Genomic DNA, 17108 nt, shown 5'->3' with positions numbered 1-17108 from the left:
CGCCGCCCAACAGGCAAGGGAGCAGCGATGGCCATGCGATGGGAAGCGTTCCTGGACCAGGTCAAGGAACGCGGCAGATACGAGACCGCCGAGGAAGCAGAGCGGGCGGCCCGCACGGTACTGGCGCTCTTGGGCGCCCACCTCGTGGGCGCGGTACGGGCGGAACTGGCGGCCCGGCTGCCGGAGGAAATGGCACTCCTGCTGCTCAATCCGCTCCAGGCACACGAACCGCTCTCCCCCGAACGGTTCGTGCGGGCCACCGCGGCATGGATCGACGGAGCCACCGAACGGACCGCGGCCTGGGACGTGAGCGCGGTGCTCAGCGTGGCCTCGGACGCCGCGGGCGAAGACCTCACCCGCCGGATACTGCTCCAACTCCCGGCAGGCTACGACCTGCTGTTCGGCTACCCCCAGCCCGTATGACCCCCGGGCAGCAACCCCACACCCCCTTTCGACCGACCGCCCGGGCATCGGCGGCCGGTGGGCGAGTCCCCAGTCCCCCCGGCCGCCGCCCCGGGAACACCTCAGACGTCCCAGATGTCCCGGACGTCTCAGCTCAGACGTCCCAGCTCAGATGTCCCAGACGCCACAAGACGAGAAAGGCGACCGCGTCACCGATGATTTCCCAGCTGGAACCGTGCCGGTCCACCACGGACATGACGTTCGAGCAGATGCTGGAGCGGGTGCGGTACGAAGGCGCGTACCCCACCCGCACGCAGGCCGAGAAGTGCGTGCACGCCGTACTGGCCGCCCTCGGACGCCAGCTCACGGGCGACGAACGGGTGGAGCTCGCGGCCCGGCTGCCGCACGAGGCAGCCGTCAGCTTCACCTCCGAGATCCCCGCGACCGAACCCCTCACCGGCTGGGGTTTCGTCAAGGACCTGGCGTCCCGCACCGGCGGCACGATGGCCACCACCCGCTGGGACACCGGCACCGTCCTGCGTGTCGTGGCCCAGCTCGCAGGCGAGGAACTCCTCAACCGTGTCCTGGCCCGGCTCCCCGGCGGCTACGCCCTGCTGTTCGGCCGCGCCGAACTCACCAAGGCGGCATGACGGACGCGGCAACGTACAGCCGCGGCCGTCGGCTGCCCGGCGAGGTGTCTCCCGCCACGGTGGAAGGGCGCACAAGGTGAGACCGACGCCGCCTTGGGGACCGCGGCCTCTGCGGGTACCCGGGACGCCCAACGGCGGTCGGACAGCACCGCCCACGAGAGCACCGCACCGTGTCCCCGGACACCACCCGCGACACGACCAGCGGTCACGGCCGCCTGAGAGATCCGCACCCTGAAAGTCCTGACGATCTCTATCGGCATCGACGTCCCGCACGCCGCCCAGGCGATGCAGATCCGCCGCCGTAAACGCCGCATCGCCCAGCCGAAACGCTTCACCACCGAAACCGTCTACGCATCACCGACCTGCGCGTCACCAAGGCCAGACCGGCATAACTGGCCGCCTGGATCCGCGGGCACTGGGCCATCGAGAACAAGATTCACTGGGTCCGCGAGGTCACCTACGACGAAGACCGCAGCCAGGTCCGCACGGGCACCGGACCTGAAGTCATGGCCGCTCTGCGCAACGCCGCCATCGGCGCGTTACGCACCGCCTGAATCACCAACATCGCCGCCGGCACCCGCCATCACGCCCGCGATAGTAGCCGCCCACTGGCCCTCCTCGGCATCACCTGACGACTTTGCCGGGGCCCTGGTGGGGCGGGATGTTGTCGATCGCTGTGTGAGGCGCTGGTTGTTGAACGAGTCGAGCGCCAAGGGGTGCCGATCCTGGCCGATCGCGCATACATCGGTGCCGGCGCGTGGGTGACCTCACCGGCCGGACTGCCCGCGGGAGGCGAACTGTCGCTCACTCAACAGACCATCAACCGGGCGCTGTCGAGGGCGGGCCCCGGTACTGACCTGCAGAGGTGACGGCACTGTTTTCCCGGGGACCTGCCGACCCCGGGAAAACCCCGGCCCCAGAGTTGGATCTCGTCGGCACCGCCGATGAACTCCATGAACCTCTGCCTGCCGAGGCGAGGCAGCGGGAAAGAATCAGTTTGGACAACTGCCGCTCGCGCATGGTCCTGCTGTAGCGGCTCCTGGCACCGCACTTCCCAGCCTCCGTCGAGGCCCTTGCCGAGAAACCCGCCGCCCGCCGACTGCACCGCCGTCGGCGAGCAGTCCGGGCACCGGCCCCTCGATCACTTCGACTCCGCGGCCCCCGAGACAGCTCCGTCGCCGCTGGGAGCGACATGTCAACGAGCAACGCCCCCGCCATCGGGCAGGGGCGTTGCTCGAGATGGCCTGTTTCAGGATGCCTTCTGGTCGGCGGGCTTCTCGATCTCGGTGGTCACCCGTGCCCCTCGGAAGAGCACCGGGAGCCACAGGAGACATGCCAGCAGGGGGACCGCGGCGTAGGTGGCCATGCCCACACTGGAGCCCAACCCGTCCATGAGCGCGCCGAGGACGAGATAGCCGATGCCGATGAGCGCCGACTCCACGAATGCGATCATCGACAGCAGGCTCGCCCGGTGGCGCGACGGCACTGCCTCGTTGAACACGTTGTCCACGATCACGGCGGTGATCTCGGGAATTCCGACCAGGACCAGGAACGCGGCGATGGTGACCCGGACAAGGCCGAGGCCGCTCAGGCCGAGCGCCACGGCGAGCGTCAGGAGAGACGCCGGGACGATGACCCGATACCCGATGCGCCGGTCCGCGCGGTCCGACAGCAATGGAGTGAGCCCGCCGGCGAAGAAACCCGCCGATATGACCACGCTGACCAATGCGGTGCCCGCTCCCTGATCGGAGAGGGTCTTCTGCGTAAAAATGATGTACGGCGTCAAAGTCGCATGCATCAATCCGGACACCACGACAAGCGTCACGAGCGCGGGCGTGGCGACCCGAAGCATCGCCCGCCATGCTGTGGCGTCGCCGTGCTCCTCCTCGGCTCCGTCCTGCTCGTCCACCGCGTCCGCGCCGCGGATCTCGGGCACCCGTGACATCAGCACCGCCACGGCCAGGACGAGGCACGCCGCCGAACCGACGTAGACGACTCCCCAGGAAATCTGCTGCAGTTGGCCGCCGAGGACGATGGCAGCTCCCGAGGTGACCGTCCCGAGCATGGTGAAGCGGGACTTGATCTTGACGTAGCTGGCCGTTGCACCACGACGCACGAGCAGGTCGTACAGCAGGGCGGTGTCCGAACCGGACACACATGCCATGCCGACGCCCTGCCCGATGAACAGCGCCAGGAACACCCAGTAGTTGGAGAACGCCACCTGACCGAGCAGACATCCAGCTGTCAGCACCTGGCCGATCACGATGCTGGCACGCCTGCCGATTCGGTCGGCGATGACTCCCGTCGGCAACTCCGCAAGTCCGCTGACCAGGTAGAGCAGTGTCTGCAGTAGGGCCACTTGCCCGGCGGAGAAGCCTCGCTGATAGAGGAAGAGGACGAATACGCCGCGCTGGAACAGCGTGTTGGCGAGCACGGCGTATACGTAGAGCGGGCGCGTGACGCTTCGGGCTGCATCGTCGATTGCGGCCGACCCGCCAAGGGCCTCCGTGGTGCCGGTCATGCTGTGGGCTCCCCCTGGTGACTCCGGTGATCATTAGTGGTGGACCTCCGCCGACCGGCTCATCGGGCACGCCCGTCGCCGCGAACACCGTTCGCCGGAGGACCATTCGGACCGCGCTCCGAACAAGGGAGGCCGCACATCCGCAGAAGCCCCCGCAGGCCAAGCCCCATCATGGTCGCGACCTCGGCCGGCGGACACCGGTCCACGCGTGCCTTCCGGTCCACCCAGGACTCGAACGCCTCGCCCACCCCCGGAGCCGTGACCAGCGCTAATCGCCGTGGCGACACGCGCGCACCCTCCGAAGGCGACCCCATCACTTAGGAGTTCACGCTAGCAAGCGCACCACCAGGTTGGGGTTCACACATTAGTTCCGAGCTTCGGCCCTCAGCCGTCGGCGGCCCAAAGTGGATCATTCCAGGGCTGCATTACTCCATGCAGCCGAACACCACTTTTGGTCATCCGTCCTGGCACCCATCGCGCCGGACTCGTGCTGCACGAGCGAGGCCCTGAAGCGGTCACCCGATCCAGCGATGGCACCCCACCTGTCGTGCACGCTACGGTCCTTCGCATAGCTGCTGAGCTGCACCGTTCACCGTTCCTTACCGAACCACGCCGTGTCCCAGTTCTCCCCCAGAGAATGCGCGGCTGCCCGACAACACCGGCCTGTACGGGGAACTGGTGGTATGGGAGGAAGGCCGGCTCGCTTTCGAACGGTTCCAGCAGCGCCTGCCCCGCCGGGGCAGCGCAGCTGCGGCGGCCGTCGCGCATTGGCCCGCCCACTTCGTGGTCTTCGACGTGCTGCGCCTGGCCGGCACCAACACCACCGCCTCACCGGACGACGCGCGCTTGCGCTTCGCCGACCCCACCGAGCGGCCATGTGAACTGCCGGTCAGAGGGCCGGAGCGGGGGCCGGATTGCCGTAGTAGGCGTCGGGACCGTGCTTGCGGGTGAAGTCCGTGCCGATTCCGATCACCTGGTCCGCCCGTACTCCGGAGCGGGGGCGGCGCTGGGGCTCCCGCGACCTGGGTCTGACCGTGGACCGGTAGAAGGGCTCCGCACGGCAGGCCGAACCGCGTCCTCCCGACGGACAACAAGCTCGTCTCTATGAATCCGGCGGAGCAACCGTCAGACGTGCGCTGGTTGCGCTGGGTCTCAGGGGCCTTCTTCTCGCATGGCAACGATGTCCTCGAGCGGGCGGCCCGGCACGTACAGCGTGGCCATCCACGGCAGTTCGGCGTCCGGGTCGGCGTCGACCACGGGGGCGGTGAACGCCCCGCTCACCCGACGGGCCGCCGCGACCTCCTGGCTGAAGCGGGTGCGGAGCTCCTCGTCCTGCGCGTACTACGCGTGGACGACCTTGACCGCTGGACCTGTCGTCCCGAGGCCGAGTGGCCGAGGTGGACAACTCCCATGCCGCCGCTGCCGAGCCGGTCGACGAGTGTGTAGCCGCCGATGGACTACGACTCCCCGGTACTCAGCGACATGTGCAGGTCGCCCCTCCTGAATCCCCTGTGTCACACGGCTGTTCGGTCGCAGCACCCTAGGGCCTCGCCCGGCGGGCCGGGCTGCGGAGGCTCCCGCACCGACGCCCCGACTCCTCGTTCTGACTCCGGCCACCCCGGTTCCACCGGCGTCGGCCTGACGCCGGTCCGCCCTCCGAGGCGACCGACGGGGGTTTGACGACAAGACCTGCGTAAACCGCCAATTCACCGCCAAATCCCGTGACCGAAGAGGGCATTGGCACTCCTCGGCCACAGGTTTCCCTTGAGCCGCTTTCCGCGCAGCGCTCACTCTGATCACTGGCTTCCGCTCGCCAGGCCGGAAGCGTCGTCAGCGTTCAAGGGAGGAAAGCCACCCATGCGAAGACTCCACGCCCTCTGGGCCGTGGCAGGAGCGGCCGGAATGCTCACGGGCGCGATCACGTCCGCCGTGGCCGGTTCCGGATCACAGGTCACCGCGCCGGGCACCACGCCCGTGCGGAGCGGCGCCGAGACCGGTGCCAGGAACACGCAGACCGTCACCCTCATCACCGGTGACACCGTGTCGCTCACCGCCGGACCGGACGGCAAGTACGCCGTCGACGTCCGGCGCGGCAAGGGCCGCGAGACCGCCACCTTCGTGTCGAGCGAGAAGGACGGCGAGGTCAGTGTCCTGCCGGCGGACGCGATCCCGCTGCTGAACGCGGGCCGTCTGGACCCGGCCCTGTTCAACGTCACCCAGTTGGTGAAGCAGGGGTACACGGACGCGAAGACCAGTGCCACCCCGGTGATCGCGACGTACGCGAAGGGCAGCGCGACCCCCGACGGCGCGCGCCGGACGCTCGCGCTGCCCACGATCGACGGCGCCGCGCTGAGCGCGAAGAAGTCGACCGCCTTCTGGGCGGACATCGCCCCCGCGCTCGGCACCGAACCCACCGCGAAGGCTGCGAAGCGGCTCGGCGAGGGCATCGACAAGATCTGGCTCGACGGCAAGGTCGAGGCGTCCCTCGACGTCAGCGTGCCGCAGATCGGCGCCCCCGAGGTGTGGAAGTCGGGCTACGACGGCAAGGGCGTAAAGGTCGCCGTCCTGGACACGGGAGTGGACGCCGGTCACCCGGATCTCGCGGGGAAGATCGCGGAGTCGACGAGTTTCGTGCCGGACCAGGCGGTGCAGGACGGCCACGGCCACGGCACCCACGTGGCGTCCACGATCGTCGGTTCGGGCGCGGCCTCGGACGGCAAGCGCAAGGGTGTGGCGCCGGGCGCGGAGCTGCTGATCGGCAAGGTGCTGGGCAACGACGGCCGCGGCCAGGACTCCTGGATCATCGCGGGCATGGAGTGGGCGGCGCGGTCCGGCGCGAAGATCGTCTCCATGTCCCTGGGCGGCACGGCCTCTGGCCCCTCGGACGTGCTGAGTGAGACCGTCGACGAGCTGTCCACGTCCACCGGCACCCTCTTCGTGATCGCGGCGGGCAACTCCGGCCCGTCCGAGCAGACCGTCGGCACCCCGGGCATCGCCGACTCGGCGCTGACGGTCGGCGCCGTCGACAAGTCCGACAAGCTGGCCTCGTTCTCCAGCCGCGGCCCACGCCTCGGCGATTCCGCGGTCAAGCCGGAGATCACCGCACCGGGCGCGGCCATCACGGCGGCCCGCGCCGCCGGCACCACCATGGGCACGCCGGTCGACGAGTACTACACGACGTCGAGCGGTACGTCGATGGCGACCCCGCATGTCGCGGGCGCCGCGGCGCTGGTCGCGCAGGCCCATCCGGATTGGACGGGACAGCAGATCAAGCAGGCGCTGGCGACCACCGCGAAGACGAACACCGTCAACTCCGTGTTCGAGCAGGGCGACGGCCGGGTCGACGCCGTACGGGCCGTCCAGCAGGGCGTCTTCGCGACTCCGGTCCTGAGCTTCGGCACGTACGAGGAGAGCGACACCGAGGCGGACGGCAAGGACGTCACGTACACCAACACCACCGACAAAGCAGTGGAGTTGAAGATCTCCTCGTCCCTCCCCGATGCCGTCCTGAACGCGGACACCGTGACCGTCCCGGCGAAGGGCACCGCCGCCGTCGGGGTCACGGTCGACCCGGCCGCGGAGGCGACGGGCCGGTACACGGGCCACATCACCGCGAGCGCCGACGGCGTCCGGGTCACCACCGCCGTCGGCTTCGAGAAGCTGGCGAAGACCTACGACCTGAAGGTGTCGCTGGTGGACCGGGACGGCAAGCCGTCCACCTCGGCGTCGATCTTCATGCTGCAGGAACTCAACGGCGCGTACCCGGACACGTACGGGTACCTCGGCAGCGGCTACACCTTCAAGGTACCCGCCGGCACGTACAACGTGGCGTCCTGGATCTCGACGCGGGACGCGGCCGGACTGGAGGTCGGCACCTCGGTCGTCGGCGATCCGGAGATCAAGGTCGGCAAGGACACCGAGGTCGTCCTCGACGCCCGCAAGGCGGTCGAGATCAAGCTGAAGACCAAGGAGGACTCCGAGTTCCAGGGCTTCAGCACCAACTGGCACAGGGAGGGCCCGGGAAGCGCCTGGGGCCTGACCTACAGCCAGGGCTGGTGGAACGACCACCTCTACGTGTCGCCCACGGAGAAGGTCACCGAGGGCATGTTCGAGTTCACCTCGAAGTTCCGGCTGTACGCCAAGGAGCTGACGGCGAGCGTCACCAGCCCCGAGAAGTACGCGCTGCCCCTCGACTACGCGCAGACGTCCAGCGGCTTCCCCGTGAAGATCAACGGTGACCGCACGGTCCGGGTGGTGGACGCGGGCAGCGGCACCGTGGCCGACTTCTCGGGGCTCGACGTCAAGGGCAAGGTGGCGGTCGTCCGGGTGAAAGCCGGTGCAACGGCGGATGAGGCACTGGCCAACGCGACTGCGGCCGGGGCCGGTTACGTCCTCGCCTACCACGAGACGCCCGGGTACTGGATCTCCTGGGTGAAGAGCGCGACCATCCCGCTGATGACCGCCACCGGCGAGGACGGCGCGAAGCTCGGGGCCCTGCTCAAGAGCGGGAAGAAGGTCAAGCTGAAGCTGCACGGCACCGCGGTCAGTCCCTACGTGTACAGCGTGATGTTCCCGCAGACGGGCGCCGTCTCGGCCGACCAGACGTACAACCTGAACAGCTCCAACACGGTGAAGCAGAAGGTTCGCTACCACGCGGGCCGGGCCGGCCAGGTCGGCAAGGACGCCGTGTACAGGTTCCGTCCCTGGCAGTCCACCGACATCGCGACCACCAACAACGTGCAGCTCGGCACGGAGCGCACCGAGTACTACAACGTCTCCGACAGTCGGATCTGGCACGCCGTCCATCCCGACTCGAGGGCGAACAAGCCTCAGTGGAACTCCCTGCGAACCTTCGACAAGGCGGGCAAGCTGCCCACCGAGGACTGGCTGCGCCAGGTCGTCCGCCCGGCGACCAGTGAGCAGTACGGCCTCTCCCAGCGCACCGGCGACAAACTCACCTTCGCGATACCGGAGTTGAGCGATGCCACGCCGGGTCACTACGGGTCGGTGGACAACGTCCAGGACACCGCGAAGGGCACGCTGTACAAGGACGGACAACTGGTCGGCGACACCACACTCGGCGGAGTCGGCGCCTTCGACGTCCCGGCGGCGAAAACCTCGTACCGCCTCGTGCTCGACGCCCGGCGCACGGCCGACTGGGCCGCGTACTCCACCGGCACCCACACCGAATGGTCCTTCGCCTCGGCGCGCACGGACCGGCGGACGGCGCTGCCGCTGCTCTCGGTCGACTACGACGTGGACGGGCTCGACCTCCTCAACCGTGCTGACCGCAAGCACACTTCGGCGCTCGGACTCTCCGTCCGCAATCAGTCGGGCAGCGTCACGGCCGGTGACCTGAAGGCATGGGTCTCATACGACGACGGCACGTCCTGGAAGGAGGCGAAGGTGAAACACGGCAAGCTGGAGCTCAAGCACCCGAAGGGCGCCACGTTCGTGTCGCTGCGCGTGCGGGCCGCCGACCGGAACGGCAATGCGGTCGACCAGACCGTACTGCGGGCGTTCGGCCTGAAGTAGCGGGCTCCAAGGAGACGGCCTGAAGGGGATGGCCTGAAGCAGGCGGCCTGAAGTGAACGGCCGCAGGCCAGTACAAACAGCCTTAACAAAGATCGTCTACCGTGCCAGGCCATGGTGAACACGGCATACGACACGGCAGGGCAGACCCCCGCCGCGAGCCCCTGGGCCGCGGTGGGGGTCTCCGCGTTCGACGAGCTGCTGTACCAGGCGGTCCTCAACCAACCCGACGCCGGCGCGGTCGGCTGGGCGTTGCTGACCGGTGCCTCCCCCGCCCGGGTCCGCGAGGCCTGCGACCGGCTGCTCACGCTCGGGCTGCTGCAACCACCGGACTCCATGGGCGGGTTACGGGCGGTCGACCCCCGGGTGGCGATCCGCGGACTGATCCGGCGGCGCGAGACGGAGTCAGAGCTGCTGGCCGCCACCGCCGAGGAGATGGCGACCGCGTACGAGGCGGGGTTGTTGCGCGAGGAACCGTCCCGGCTGGTCGAGGTGGCCTCCGGCGAGGGGGCCATCGCGGCACGCCTGGAGGAGATGTACGCGCGGGCGGAGCACGAGGTCTGCCTTTTCGACACTCCGCCGTATCTCGCCCCGGCCGCTCCGCAGGTGGATCTCCAAGCCGATCTGCTCAGCCGCGGGATCGTCTCTCGCGGGATCTACGCGGCGACCGGTCTGGAGGATCCGAAGGTTCTGTCCCGCGCCTTGAGGATGGTCGAACTCGGCGAGCAAGCCCGGGTGTTGCCGTCCGTGCCGCTCAAGTTGCTGGTGGTCGACGGATGCCGGGCGCTGCTGCCGCTGACCGCCTCCGTGGCCGGCGGTTACTGTGCCGTCGTGGTGTGGCACTCGGCGGTGACCGAGGCCCTGCAGAAGCTCTTCGAGCTGGCCTGGCAGCAGGCGACGCCGCTGGGCCAGGCGGCCGACGACAGTGAACTCTCCGAGAGTGAGAGGACGTTGACCCGGCTGCTGGCGGCCGGAATGAAGGACGAGGCGGTGGCTCGCCATCTGGGGGTGAGTCTGCGGACCCTGCGGCGGCGGGTGAGCGAGCTGCAGGAGCGGCTGGGTGCGGCGAGCCGGTTCCAGCTGGGGATGCGGGCTTCCCAACGCGGCTGGGTGTAGGTCGTACCAGGGCCGGTATGTGGTTTTGACCAAGGAGGCGGCCCGCGCGAACTCCGCGGCCGCTGCGCGTGCGGTTCGCCCGCGGGGACGGCAACCGGATCGACCAGCGACCGTGCTGTGGGCGTTCGGTCTGAAGCGACCTGAAGCGGCCTGAAGCGAGTCGTTCACGACGGTCGGGCCGCGCTCCCTACGGGATGCTGTTGGTTGATTCGGGCCTGTGCGTGACGTCGGCTCCCAAGACCTGGTTGTGGTTGGGACCGATCAACGAAGCGCATGGGGAACAGCCGGGACTGGCCGTGGTGGAGATCGCGGCGTGCGACGACCAGACCGTCACGCCGTCCAGGAGCTGCTCACCGCTCGGTGGGCGAGCGCAACGGCGGACCGTACGACCAGGGACCCGGGTCGGCCCGGCATCCGGCGGCGCTGCTACCTGGACGTGCGCCAGGAGCTCGACTCATAGCCACGGACAAAGCCACGGACAAAGCCACCCGACCATGATCTGGGCACTGCCGACCATGACCCGAGCACGGCAGGTCAGCGCAGTGCGGCACTTCGCCGGCTCCGCGCATGTCCGGTAGCAGATTCGGCTCAGAGGCCGAAGGCGCCGCCTTCGATGAGGATGAGCAGGCCGATGGCGATGAGGACCACGGGCAGCAGGATGTGGCCCCAGCGGGCGAGAGCCTTGGCGATGACTGGGCGGGTGGCGAAGAACCTGCCCGCGAAGCACCACACAGCGACCAGGAGCAGGAAGACGACGGCGTACACGCTCATGCCGCCGATGCCGGCAGTGGCGAACACCGGGACGTAGACGCCGATGTTGTCGCCGCCGTTGGCGAACGTGACCGCGGCGACCTCCAGCGGGCTCGGTCCGCCCTCCTTGGCCGCGGCCTCGTCATCCTCGCCGCCGTCCTGGTGGTTCTTCCATGCCTGCCATGCGGCTTTGAGGCCGAGGGCGAGCGGGAGTAGACCGAGGTAGGGGATGGCCGACTCGGGCAGGAACGTGGCACCGAACGCGGCGGCAACGGCCACGGCCAGGATGGCGGCGAAGCCGAGGTACTGGCCGAGCACGATCTTCCGGGTGGACCCGCGGCGCCCGGCGCCCTGGGCGAAGAACAGCGCCAGGATCAGGATGTCGTCGATGTTGGTGACGGCGAACAGTCCGGCCGCCTGCCCGAGGATGCCCAGGTTCACGAACCAGCCCACTCCACTCGTACGACAAGACTCAATGACCCTACTCGGGCCCGAACGAGGAGTCGTGGCCGTCCTGACCAGCGTGATCAGGGTGCGCTGTCACGCACCGGCTGATGGTCCGATTGCGATGACAATCGGTCCATGTTCGCTGTCACCGGCCATTCGGGCGGCAGCAGAGCGTCGGCTCCGGCCTGTCCCGTCTCTGTCGATCTGACTCCTGTCTCACGTCATCTGGTCCGGTTCGCCGTCGTCCCAGGTGATCTGGTTCACGGCGAGCGGTGGTATCCCTCCTCAGTGGGCGGCTGGGGTGAGCGGCCGAGTTGCGGTGTCGGCTACAGCGGGTCTTGTTGTTCGGCCTGTTCGGCCTGTTCGGCCTGTTCGGCCTGTTCGGCGGGGAACAGGATGGGGCTGAGGAGGTAGCGGGTACGTTCCCGCGATGGTTCGTTGGCGAGGAGGGGCGCGATGGTGGCTTGCATCGCGCCGATCAGTGCTGCGAGCTCGTCCCTGTTGAGCCAGATCGCGTGCTGCCGATAGCCGACGAGGTCGTTCCCGGAATCACTGCCTTCGCGCTCCAGGTAAGCACCGAACTCCGCGGCCAAGGCGGCCATGGCGGCCATGGCGGCCATGGCGGCCATGGCGCAAGCGAATGCCCGCTCGTGGTGCTGCGGGGTGAGCGCACGCGCGGTTTCCGCGTCTATGCCCGCGCGTTCCTGCCGCAGCCGGTATCGGCGTTCGACGGCGCCTCGCACTCGCCGTTCGTCGGGCCACGTCGAGGATGCCGCCCGCGGCGAGAAGGTCCACGTGTGTTGCCGTCCGTTGTCCAGTTGCCGAACGCCGTTGCCGGTCTTTGTCGTAGGTCCCCAACCGGCACGGGTTCAGTTCAGGGTCTGGGCGGTGTACAGGGCGCCGAGGGCTGCGGCGAGGGTGCCGAGCAGGAGCCGTAGGGCTCGTTCGGGCAGGCGGGGTTGGAGACGGGCGCCGAGGTAGCCGCCTATCAGTCCGCCGGTGCCGCAGGCGAGCCCGAGCCACCAGTGAGGAGCGACGTCTCCGCAGCTCACGAGCGACAGCAGTGCGTAGGCGACGGCGCCGACGAGAGAGGTGGCGAACGTGGCGGCGAGCGCGGCCGGGGCGACGCGTGCGACGGGCAGGCCGCGGCCGGCGAGGATCGGGCCGAGAAGCGAGCCGCCGCCGATGCCGTAGATGCCGCCGACCACCCCGACCGCCAGGGCGAGGCCGGTAAGCGTGCGTGGTGCCAACTCGCCTGCGGGCGGCGGTCGGTGAGGTGCCGGGACGAGGGTGCGCAGGCACAGCCACAGGCCGAGTGGCAGCAGCAGTGAGGCGATAAGGAGCCGGAAGACGCTCGGGCCTGGGAGGGCGAAGACGCGTATGGCGGCCCCGACAACGACGCCGGGCAGGGTGCCCAGCACCAGGCGCCGGGCGAGGTCGCCACGCAGGGCGCCGTCGCTGCGGTAGCGCCACAGGGCTCCGGGCCCGGCGACGACGTTGAACAGCAGGTTGGTCGGGGTGACCGCGGGGTTGGGCACGCCGAAGACGCTCAGCTGGACGGGGAGGAGGAATACCGCACCGGACACACCGACCGGGGCGGTGACGGTCGAAATCAGCAGGCCGGCGGCCAGCCCTCCGGCCAGTGTCCAGTCCACCGTTGCCCCCGCTGCTCGATCGCCTGGCCAGTATCAGCGCCCCGGGTGGCAGTGAGGGCAGCCTGCAACGAGATGTTCACGAGCAGCAGGCGCAGCCGGGCCGACAGCCGCACGCCTCCTGGTGAGTGGCACGGCCTATTCGTTCTTGGACGGGATCAGCCACAGGGCGATGACGGCGGAGAGTGCTGCCACGCCCGTGGCGACGAGGAACGCGCCATCGAAGCCGGAGGCCGCCTCGGCGCCGGTGCGGACGGCGATACTCCCGGCCGCGGCGCTGGAGACGGCCGCGGCGCCGACCGAGGCGCCGAACTCGTGGAAGGTGCTGACGATTCCGGAGGCTACGCCGGCCTCATGAGGGGCGACGCTGCTGAGGGCGGTGGCCGCGGCGACGACGAACAGCGCGCCCAGCCCCGCCGCGGCGACGCTCACACCGGTGACCATGGCGGCGGTTCCGGACCAGAGCACCGGCACGAGGAAGCCGGCGGCTGCGACGGCCAGGGCGACCGCGGCCAGCAACCGCGCTCCCAGACGGCCGATCACGCGGCTGGCGGCGGTAGCGGCGGCCATCGTCACTGCTGTCGCGCTGACATCCTCCGCTACTCGGTGATACTATGTAGTGGTACTCGGTACTACGCAGTACCGCCAGGCCGAGGAGGACTCGCCATGGACGACCTGACGGAGATGCTGAAGGGAACCCTCGAGGGGTGCGTGCTCGAAATCATCGGCAGCGAGGAAACCTACGGGTACGCCATCACCCGTCAACTGAACGAGCTCGGCTTCGCCGACGTCGTCGAGGGGACGGTATACACCATCCTGCTGCGACTGGAGAGGAACAAGCTCGTCCAGGTGACGAAACGACCATCCGGGGTCGGACCGCCGCGCAAGTTCTACGCGCTCAACGACGCCGGACGCGAAGAACTCGCGAAGTTCTGGACGAAATGGCAGTACGTCTCATCACGCATCGACAGGCTCAAGAAGGGCGGGAGATGAACTTCTGGGAGACCATCACCGGCAGCGATCTCACCAGGGAATGGAAGGCGTTCGAAGCCCGGGCCGAGGCCCTGCCGGACGACTACCGGGCGGCGTGGGATCAGATCAAGATCCACCTCCTTCCCCATGGGGACTTCACCGGCCGCAACCTGATGCCGATCCTCGACGCCGCCCTGGGGTTGCTCGAAGAAACAGCGGCGGAGGGGCAGAGCGTCCACGAGGTGCTCGGCGACGACATCCGAGGCTTTTGCACGGCGCTGGCCGGTGGGGAAGGGGCTCGGACCTATCGCGACCGGTGGCGCGAGCAGTTGAACAGGAACGTCGCAAGGAAATTGAGCCGACTGGGAGGCTGACGTGGGCATTCAGGACATCATCGAGGGCAAGAAGCAGTGGCGGGCGCACATGGCCCGGGTCAAGGCACTCCCGCCGGACTACCAGATCGTCTACAAGGAGATGCAGAAGTACCTGTTCAAGGTCGGACCGGTCGACCTGCCTGACGGGCCGCTGCTCCCCGGGATCGTCGACTTCTTCGAGGAAGGCGTCGCCGGGGGCAAGGGGGTCCTGGAACTCATCGGCAACGATGTCGCCGCGTTCTGCGACGACCTGGTCAAGGACTCACGCACCTATGCGGACGTCTACCAGGAGTCCGTCAGCAGGGAATCCGGTACGGCCGAGAAGTAGCGCCCTCGCCTCATGCCAGTGGGCGTAGTAGCCCGCGCGCGCCGTTCGTTCACCTCGGCGCAGTACGAACAGGCGCGGGCCGACCGGCCACCAGAAGCCGCCGTAAATCCTGTCCACCAAGGTGGTCGAGCAGGCTGGTGATACCTGACTCAGTCCTGCCATGCCCCCCGGTGGCCCGTGACGCGGGCCCGGCAGGCGGGGCCCCGCGCCGGGGCCGGCGAGCAGGTCTCCGGCGGCGGGCCACTCGACACCATTCCCCAGGACGACACGACTGACGTGTAGTCACGGACAGTCACTCAATCCGGGTTTCAAAACGCTTCCACTCCTCCTGCGTCTCCAGCCTCCGAAGGAAGCCATCATGCCTTCATCTGTCATGCCCACATCCAGGCAAGGTGACGGTCATCCGTCACCGACCGCCGTCTCCGCCGTCGGGCTACGCAAGTCCTACGGCGAAAAGCTCGTCCTCGACGGTATCGATCTGCGCATCCCGACCGGGTCTGTGTTCGCGCTGCTCGGTCCTAACGGCGCCGGGAAGACCACCGCCGTCAGGATCTTGTCCACGCTCATCACCGCCGACGCCGGAGACCTGCACGTCGGCGGGCACAATCTGGCCGCCGACCCACAGGCGGTCCGTGCCGCGATCGGGGTCACCGGGCAGTTCTCCGCCGTCGACGGCCTGATCACCGGCGAGGAGAACATGCTCCTCATGGCGGACCTGCACCACCTGTCCAAGAGCGAGGGACGGCGGGTCACCGCCGAACTCCTGGAGCGCTTCGACCTGGTGGAGGCCGCGAAGAAGCCCGCCTCCACCTACTCCGGCGGCATGAAACGCCGCCTCGACCTCGCCATGACCCTGGTCGGCAACCCGCGGATCATCTTCCTCGACGAGCCGACGACAGGCCTCGACCCACGCTCCCGCCACAACGTGTGGGGCATCATCCGCGGCCTCGTCTCCGACGGCGTCACCGTCTTCCTCACCACCCAGTACCTGGATGAGGCCGACGAACTCGCCGACCACATAGCCGTGTTGAACGACGGCAAGATCGCCGCCGAGGGCACCGCCGAGGAGCTCAAGCGGCTCATCCCGGGCGGGCACATCCGGCTTCGCTTCACCGACCCGGTCGCATACCAGTCCGCCGCCGACGCCCTGCGTGAGATCACCCGGGACGACGAGGCACTGTCGCTGTCCATCCCCAGTGACGGCAGTCAGCGCGAACTGCGCTCCGTTCTCGCCCGGCTCGACTCCGCCGGCATCGAGGCCGACGAACTGACCGTCCATACCCCCGACCTCGACGACGTGTTCTTTGCCCTGACCGGCCCGGCCAAACTCCCCCACCAGCCCAAGGAGTCCGTCCGATGAGCTCCCTCTCTCTCGCTGTACGCGACTCGAGCACGATGCTGCGCCGCAACCTCCTGCACGCATGGCGCTACCCGTCCGGGACTCTGAACCTGCTGCTCACGCCGATCATGATGCTGTTGCTCTTCGTGTACATCTTCGGCGACGTCATGAGCGCCGGCATCGGTGGCGGCGGCGCGGACCGCTCCGACTACATCGCCTATATCGTCCCCGGCCTGCTGCTGATGACCGTCGGCAGCACCGTGATCGGGGCCGCGGTGTCCGTCTGCGTGGACATGACCCAGGGCCTCACCGCCCGCTTCCGCACGATGGCGATCTACCGGGGCTCTCTGCTGGTGGGGCATGTCGTCGGCGGCGTGCTGCAGTGCGTGATGAGCGTGGTCCTCGTCGGCGCCGTCGGGGTGGCGATGGGCTTCCGGTCCACGGACGCCACGACACTGGAGTGGATCGCGGCGTTCGGGCTGATCACGCTGTTCGCCCTGGCACTCACCTGGATCGCGGTCGGCATGGGCGCGGCCAGTCCGAACCCCGAGGCGGCCGGCAATATGGCCATGCCGCTGATCCTCCTGCCGCTCATCTCCAGCGCGTTCATCCCGGCCGACACGATGCCGGCCTGGTTCCAGCCGATCGCCGAGTACCAGCCCTTCACCCCCGCCATCGAAACCCTCCGTGGCCTCCTCCTCGGCACAGAAATCGGCAACAACGGCTGGATCGCGGTCGCCTGGTGCGTCGGCCTGATGGCGCTCGGCTACCGCTGGTCGACGGCGCAGTTCAACCGCGACCCGAAGTAGCCGGGACGACCGCGCCGGCCGCCTCCGCAAAGCCGCCGAAGGGGCCACCGGGGTGCACCCCCACCCGCTCCTCGCGGCCGGAGCTTCCTGCAGGTGTCCACCGCTCGGGGACAGGATCCCAGGCACGACGCGCGGCGGGCGCGGTGTGGCCGGGATGGACCGCACCGCGCCGTGTCGGACTGGATGTGCCCCTGATCAGGTCCAGAAGCGGCCGTG

Annotated in this window: 14 protein-coding genes and 3 pseudogenes; 11 read left to right on the top strand and 6 right to left on the bottom strand. The window is 68.8% G+C overall.

Annotation, left to right across the window (positions count from 1 at the left end; translation table 11 throughout):
* Window positions 1-27: 27 nt before the first annotated feature.
* The 3 genes and pseudogenes from ACIPFH_RS06095 to ACIPFH_RS06085 all read left to right on the top strand — a co-directional run.
* Window positions 28-423, top strand: a complete 396-nt coding sequence (locus ACIPFH_RS06095) for a DUF2267 domain-containing protein (protein ID WP_401823530.1) — start codon at window positions 28-30, stop codon at window positions 421-423.
* Between the two features lie 194 nt (window positions 424-617).
* Window positions 618-1052: a DUF2267 domain-containing protein gene (locus ACIPFH_RS06090; RefSeq protein WP_401823528.1), complete on the top strand. Its 435-nt coding sequence runs from the start codon at window positions 618-620 to the stop codon at window positions 1050-1052.
* A gap of 701 nt (window positions 1053-1753) precedes the next feature.
* Window positions 1754-1894, top strand: a pseudogene (locus ACIPFH_RS06085) (IS5/IS1182 family transposase); the annotation flags it as partial.
* A gap of 407 nt (window positions 1895-2301) precedes the next feature.
* Here the strand turns inward: ACIPFH_RS06085 and ACIPFH_RS06080 are convergent.
* Together ACIPFH_RS06080 and ACIPFH_RS06075 are read right to left on the bottom strand one after the other, a co-directional pair.
* The gene (locus tag ACIPFH_RS06080) at window positions 2302-3573 is read right to left on the bottom strand and encodes an MFS transporter (RefSeq protein ID WP_401823526.1); all 1272 of its coding nucleotides are present in this window, start codon (window positions 3571-3573) and stop codon (window positions 2302-2304) included.
* Between the two features lie 1155 nt (window positions 3574-4728).
* A pseudogene (locus tag ACIPFH_RS06075) lies at window positions 4729-4985 on the bottom strand (serine/threonine protein kinase); the annotation flags it as partial.
* Window positions 4986-5430: 445 nt separating this feature from the next.
* On the opposite strand from ACIPFH_RS06075, the gene ACIPFH_RS06070 reads away from it, so the two are divergent.
* From ACIPFH_RS06070 to ACIPFH_RS06060, 3 genes and pseudogenes are all read left to right on the top strand, one after another.
* Window positions 5431-9108 (top strand): S8 family serine peptidase, encoded by a 3678-nt coding sequence (locus ACIPFH_RS06070; protein WP_401823523.1) that lies wholly within the window; start codon window positions 5431-5433, stop codon window positions 9106-9108.
* 111 nt (window positions 9109-9219) lie between these two features.
* On the top strand, window positions 9220-10221 hold the full coding sequence (locus ACIPFH_RS06065; RefSeq protein WP_401823520.1) for a LuxR C-terminal-related transcriptional regulator: 1002 nt from the start codon (window positions 9220-9222) through the stop codon (window positions 10219-10221).
* Window positions 10222-10415: 194 nt separating this feature from the next.
* Window positions 10416-10681 (top strand): annotated as a pseudogene (locus ACIPFH_RS06060) (DUF6207 family protein).
* Window positions 10682-10809: 128 nt separating this feature from the next.
* On the opposite strand, the gene ACIPFH_RS06055 reads toward ACIPFH_RS06060, so the two are convergent.
* From ACIPFH_RS06055 to ACIPFH_RS06040, 4 genes are all read right to left on the bottom strand, one after another.
* Window positions 10810-11412: a cadmium resistance transporter gene (locus ACIPFH_RS06055; RefSeq protein ID WP_401823517.1), complete on the bottom strand. Its 603-nt coding sequence runs from the start codon at window positions 11410-11412 to the stop codon at window positions 10810-10812.
* A gap of 332 nt (window positions 11413-11744) precedes the next feature.
* Complete coding sequence (locus tag ACIPFH_RS06050) at window positions 11745-12161, bottom strand: hypothetical protein (RefSeq protein WP_401823514.1); 417 nt, start codon at window positions 12159-12161, stop codon at window positions 11745-11747.
* A 126-nt stretch (window positions 12162-12287) separates the two neighbouring features.
* Window positions 12288-13073 carry a TSUP family transporter gene (locus ACIPFH_RS06045; protein WP_401823511.1) on the bottom strand — a complete coding sequence of 262 codons (786 nt, stop codon included), beginning with the start codon at window positions 13071-13073 and terminating at the stop codon, window positions 12288-12290.
* Between the two features lie 135 nt (window positions 13074-13208).
* A complete protein-coding gene (locus tag ACIPFH_RS06040; RefSeq protein WP_401823508.1) occupies window positions 13209-13640 on the bottom strand; it encodes a hypothetical protein in 432 nt (143 codons plus the stop codon).
* Between the two features lie 96 nt (window positions 13641-13736).
* Between ACIPFH_RS06040 and ACIPFH_RS06035 the strand changes: the two genes are divergently transcribed.
* The 5 genes from ACIPFH_RS06035 (at window position 13737) to ACIPFH_RS06015 (ending at window position 16892) form a co-directional block, all read left to right on the top strand.
* Window positions 13737-14063 (top strand): PadR family transcriptional regulator, encoded by a 327-nt coding sequence (locus ACIPFH_RS06035; protein ID WP_358862403.1) that lies wholly within the window; start codon window positions 13737-13739, stop codon window positions 14061-14063.
* A complete protein-coding gene (locus ACIPFH_RS06030; protein WP_401823501.1) occupies window positions 14060-14416 on the top strand; it encodes a DUF1048 domain-containing protein in 357 nt (118 codons plus the stop codon). The genes ACIPFH_RS06035 and ACIPFH_RS06030 overlap by 4 nt, the downstream gene beginning before the upstream one ends.
* Before the next feature lies 1 nt (window position 14417).
* Window positions 14418-14744 (top strand): DUF1048 domain-containing protein, encoded by a 327-nt coding sequence (locus tag ACIPFH_RS06025; protein WP_401823500.1) that lies wholly within the window; start codon window positions 14418-14420, stop codon window positions 14742-14744.
* Between the two features lie 358 nt (window positions 14745-15102).
* Window positions 15103-16104, top strand: a complete 1002-nt coding sequence (locus ACIPFH_RS06020; protein WP_401823497.1) for an ATP-binding cassette domain-containing protein — start codon at window positions 15103-15105, stop codon at window positions 16102-16104.
* Window positions 16101-16892 carry an ABC transporter permease gene (locus ACIPFH_RS06015; protein ID WP_401823494.1) on the top strand — a complete coding sequence of 264 codons (792 nt, stop codon included), beginning with the start codon at window positions 16101-16103 and terminating at the stop codon, window positions 16890-16892. The genes ACIPFH_RS06020 and ACIPFH_RS06015 overlap by 4 nt, the downstream gene beginning before the upstream one ends.
* Window positions 16893-17108 lie beyond the last annotated feature (216 nt).

The sequence above is a fragment of the Streptomyces sp. NPDC088157 genome (assembly GCF_044741545.1).
Lineage (GTDB): Bacteria > Actinomycetota > Actinomycetes > Streptomycetales > Streptomycetaceae > Streptomyces.
This window is presented reverse-complemented; position numbering and strand designations above follow the sequence as displayed.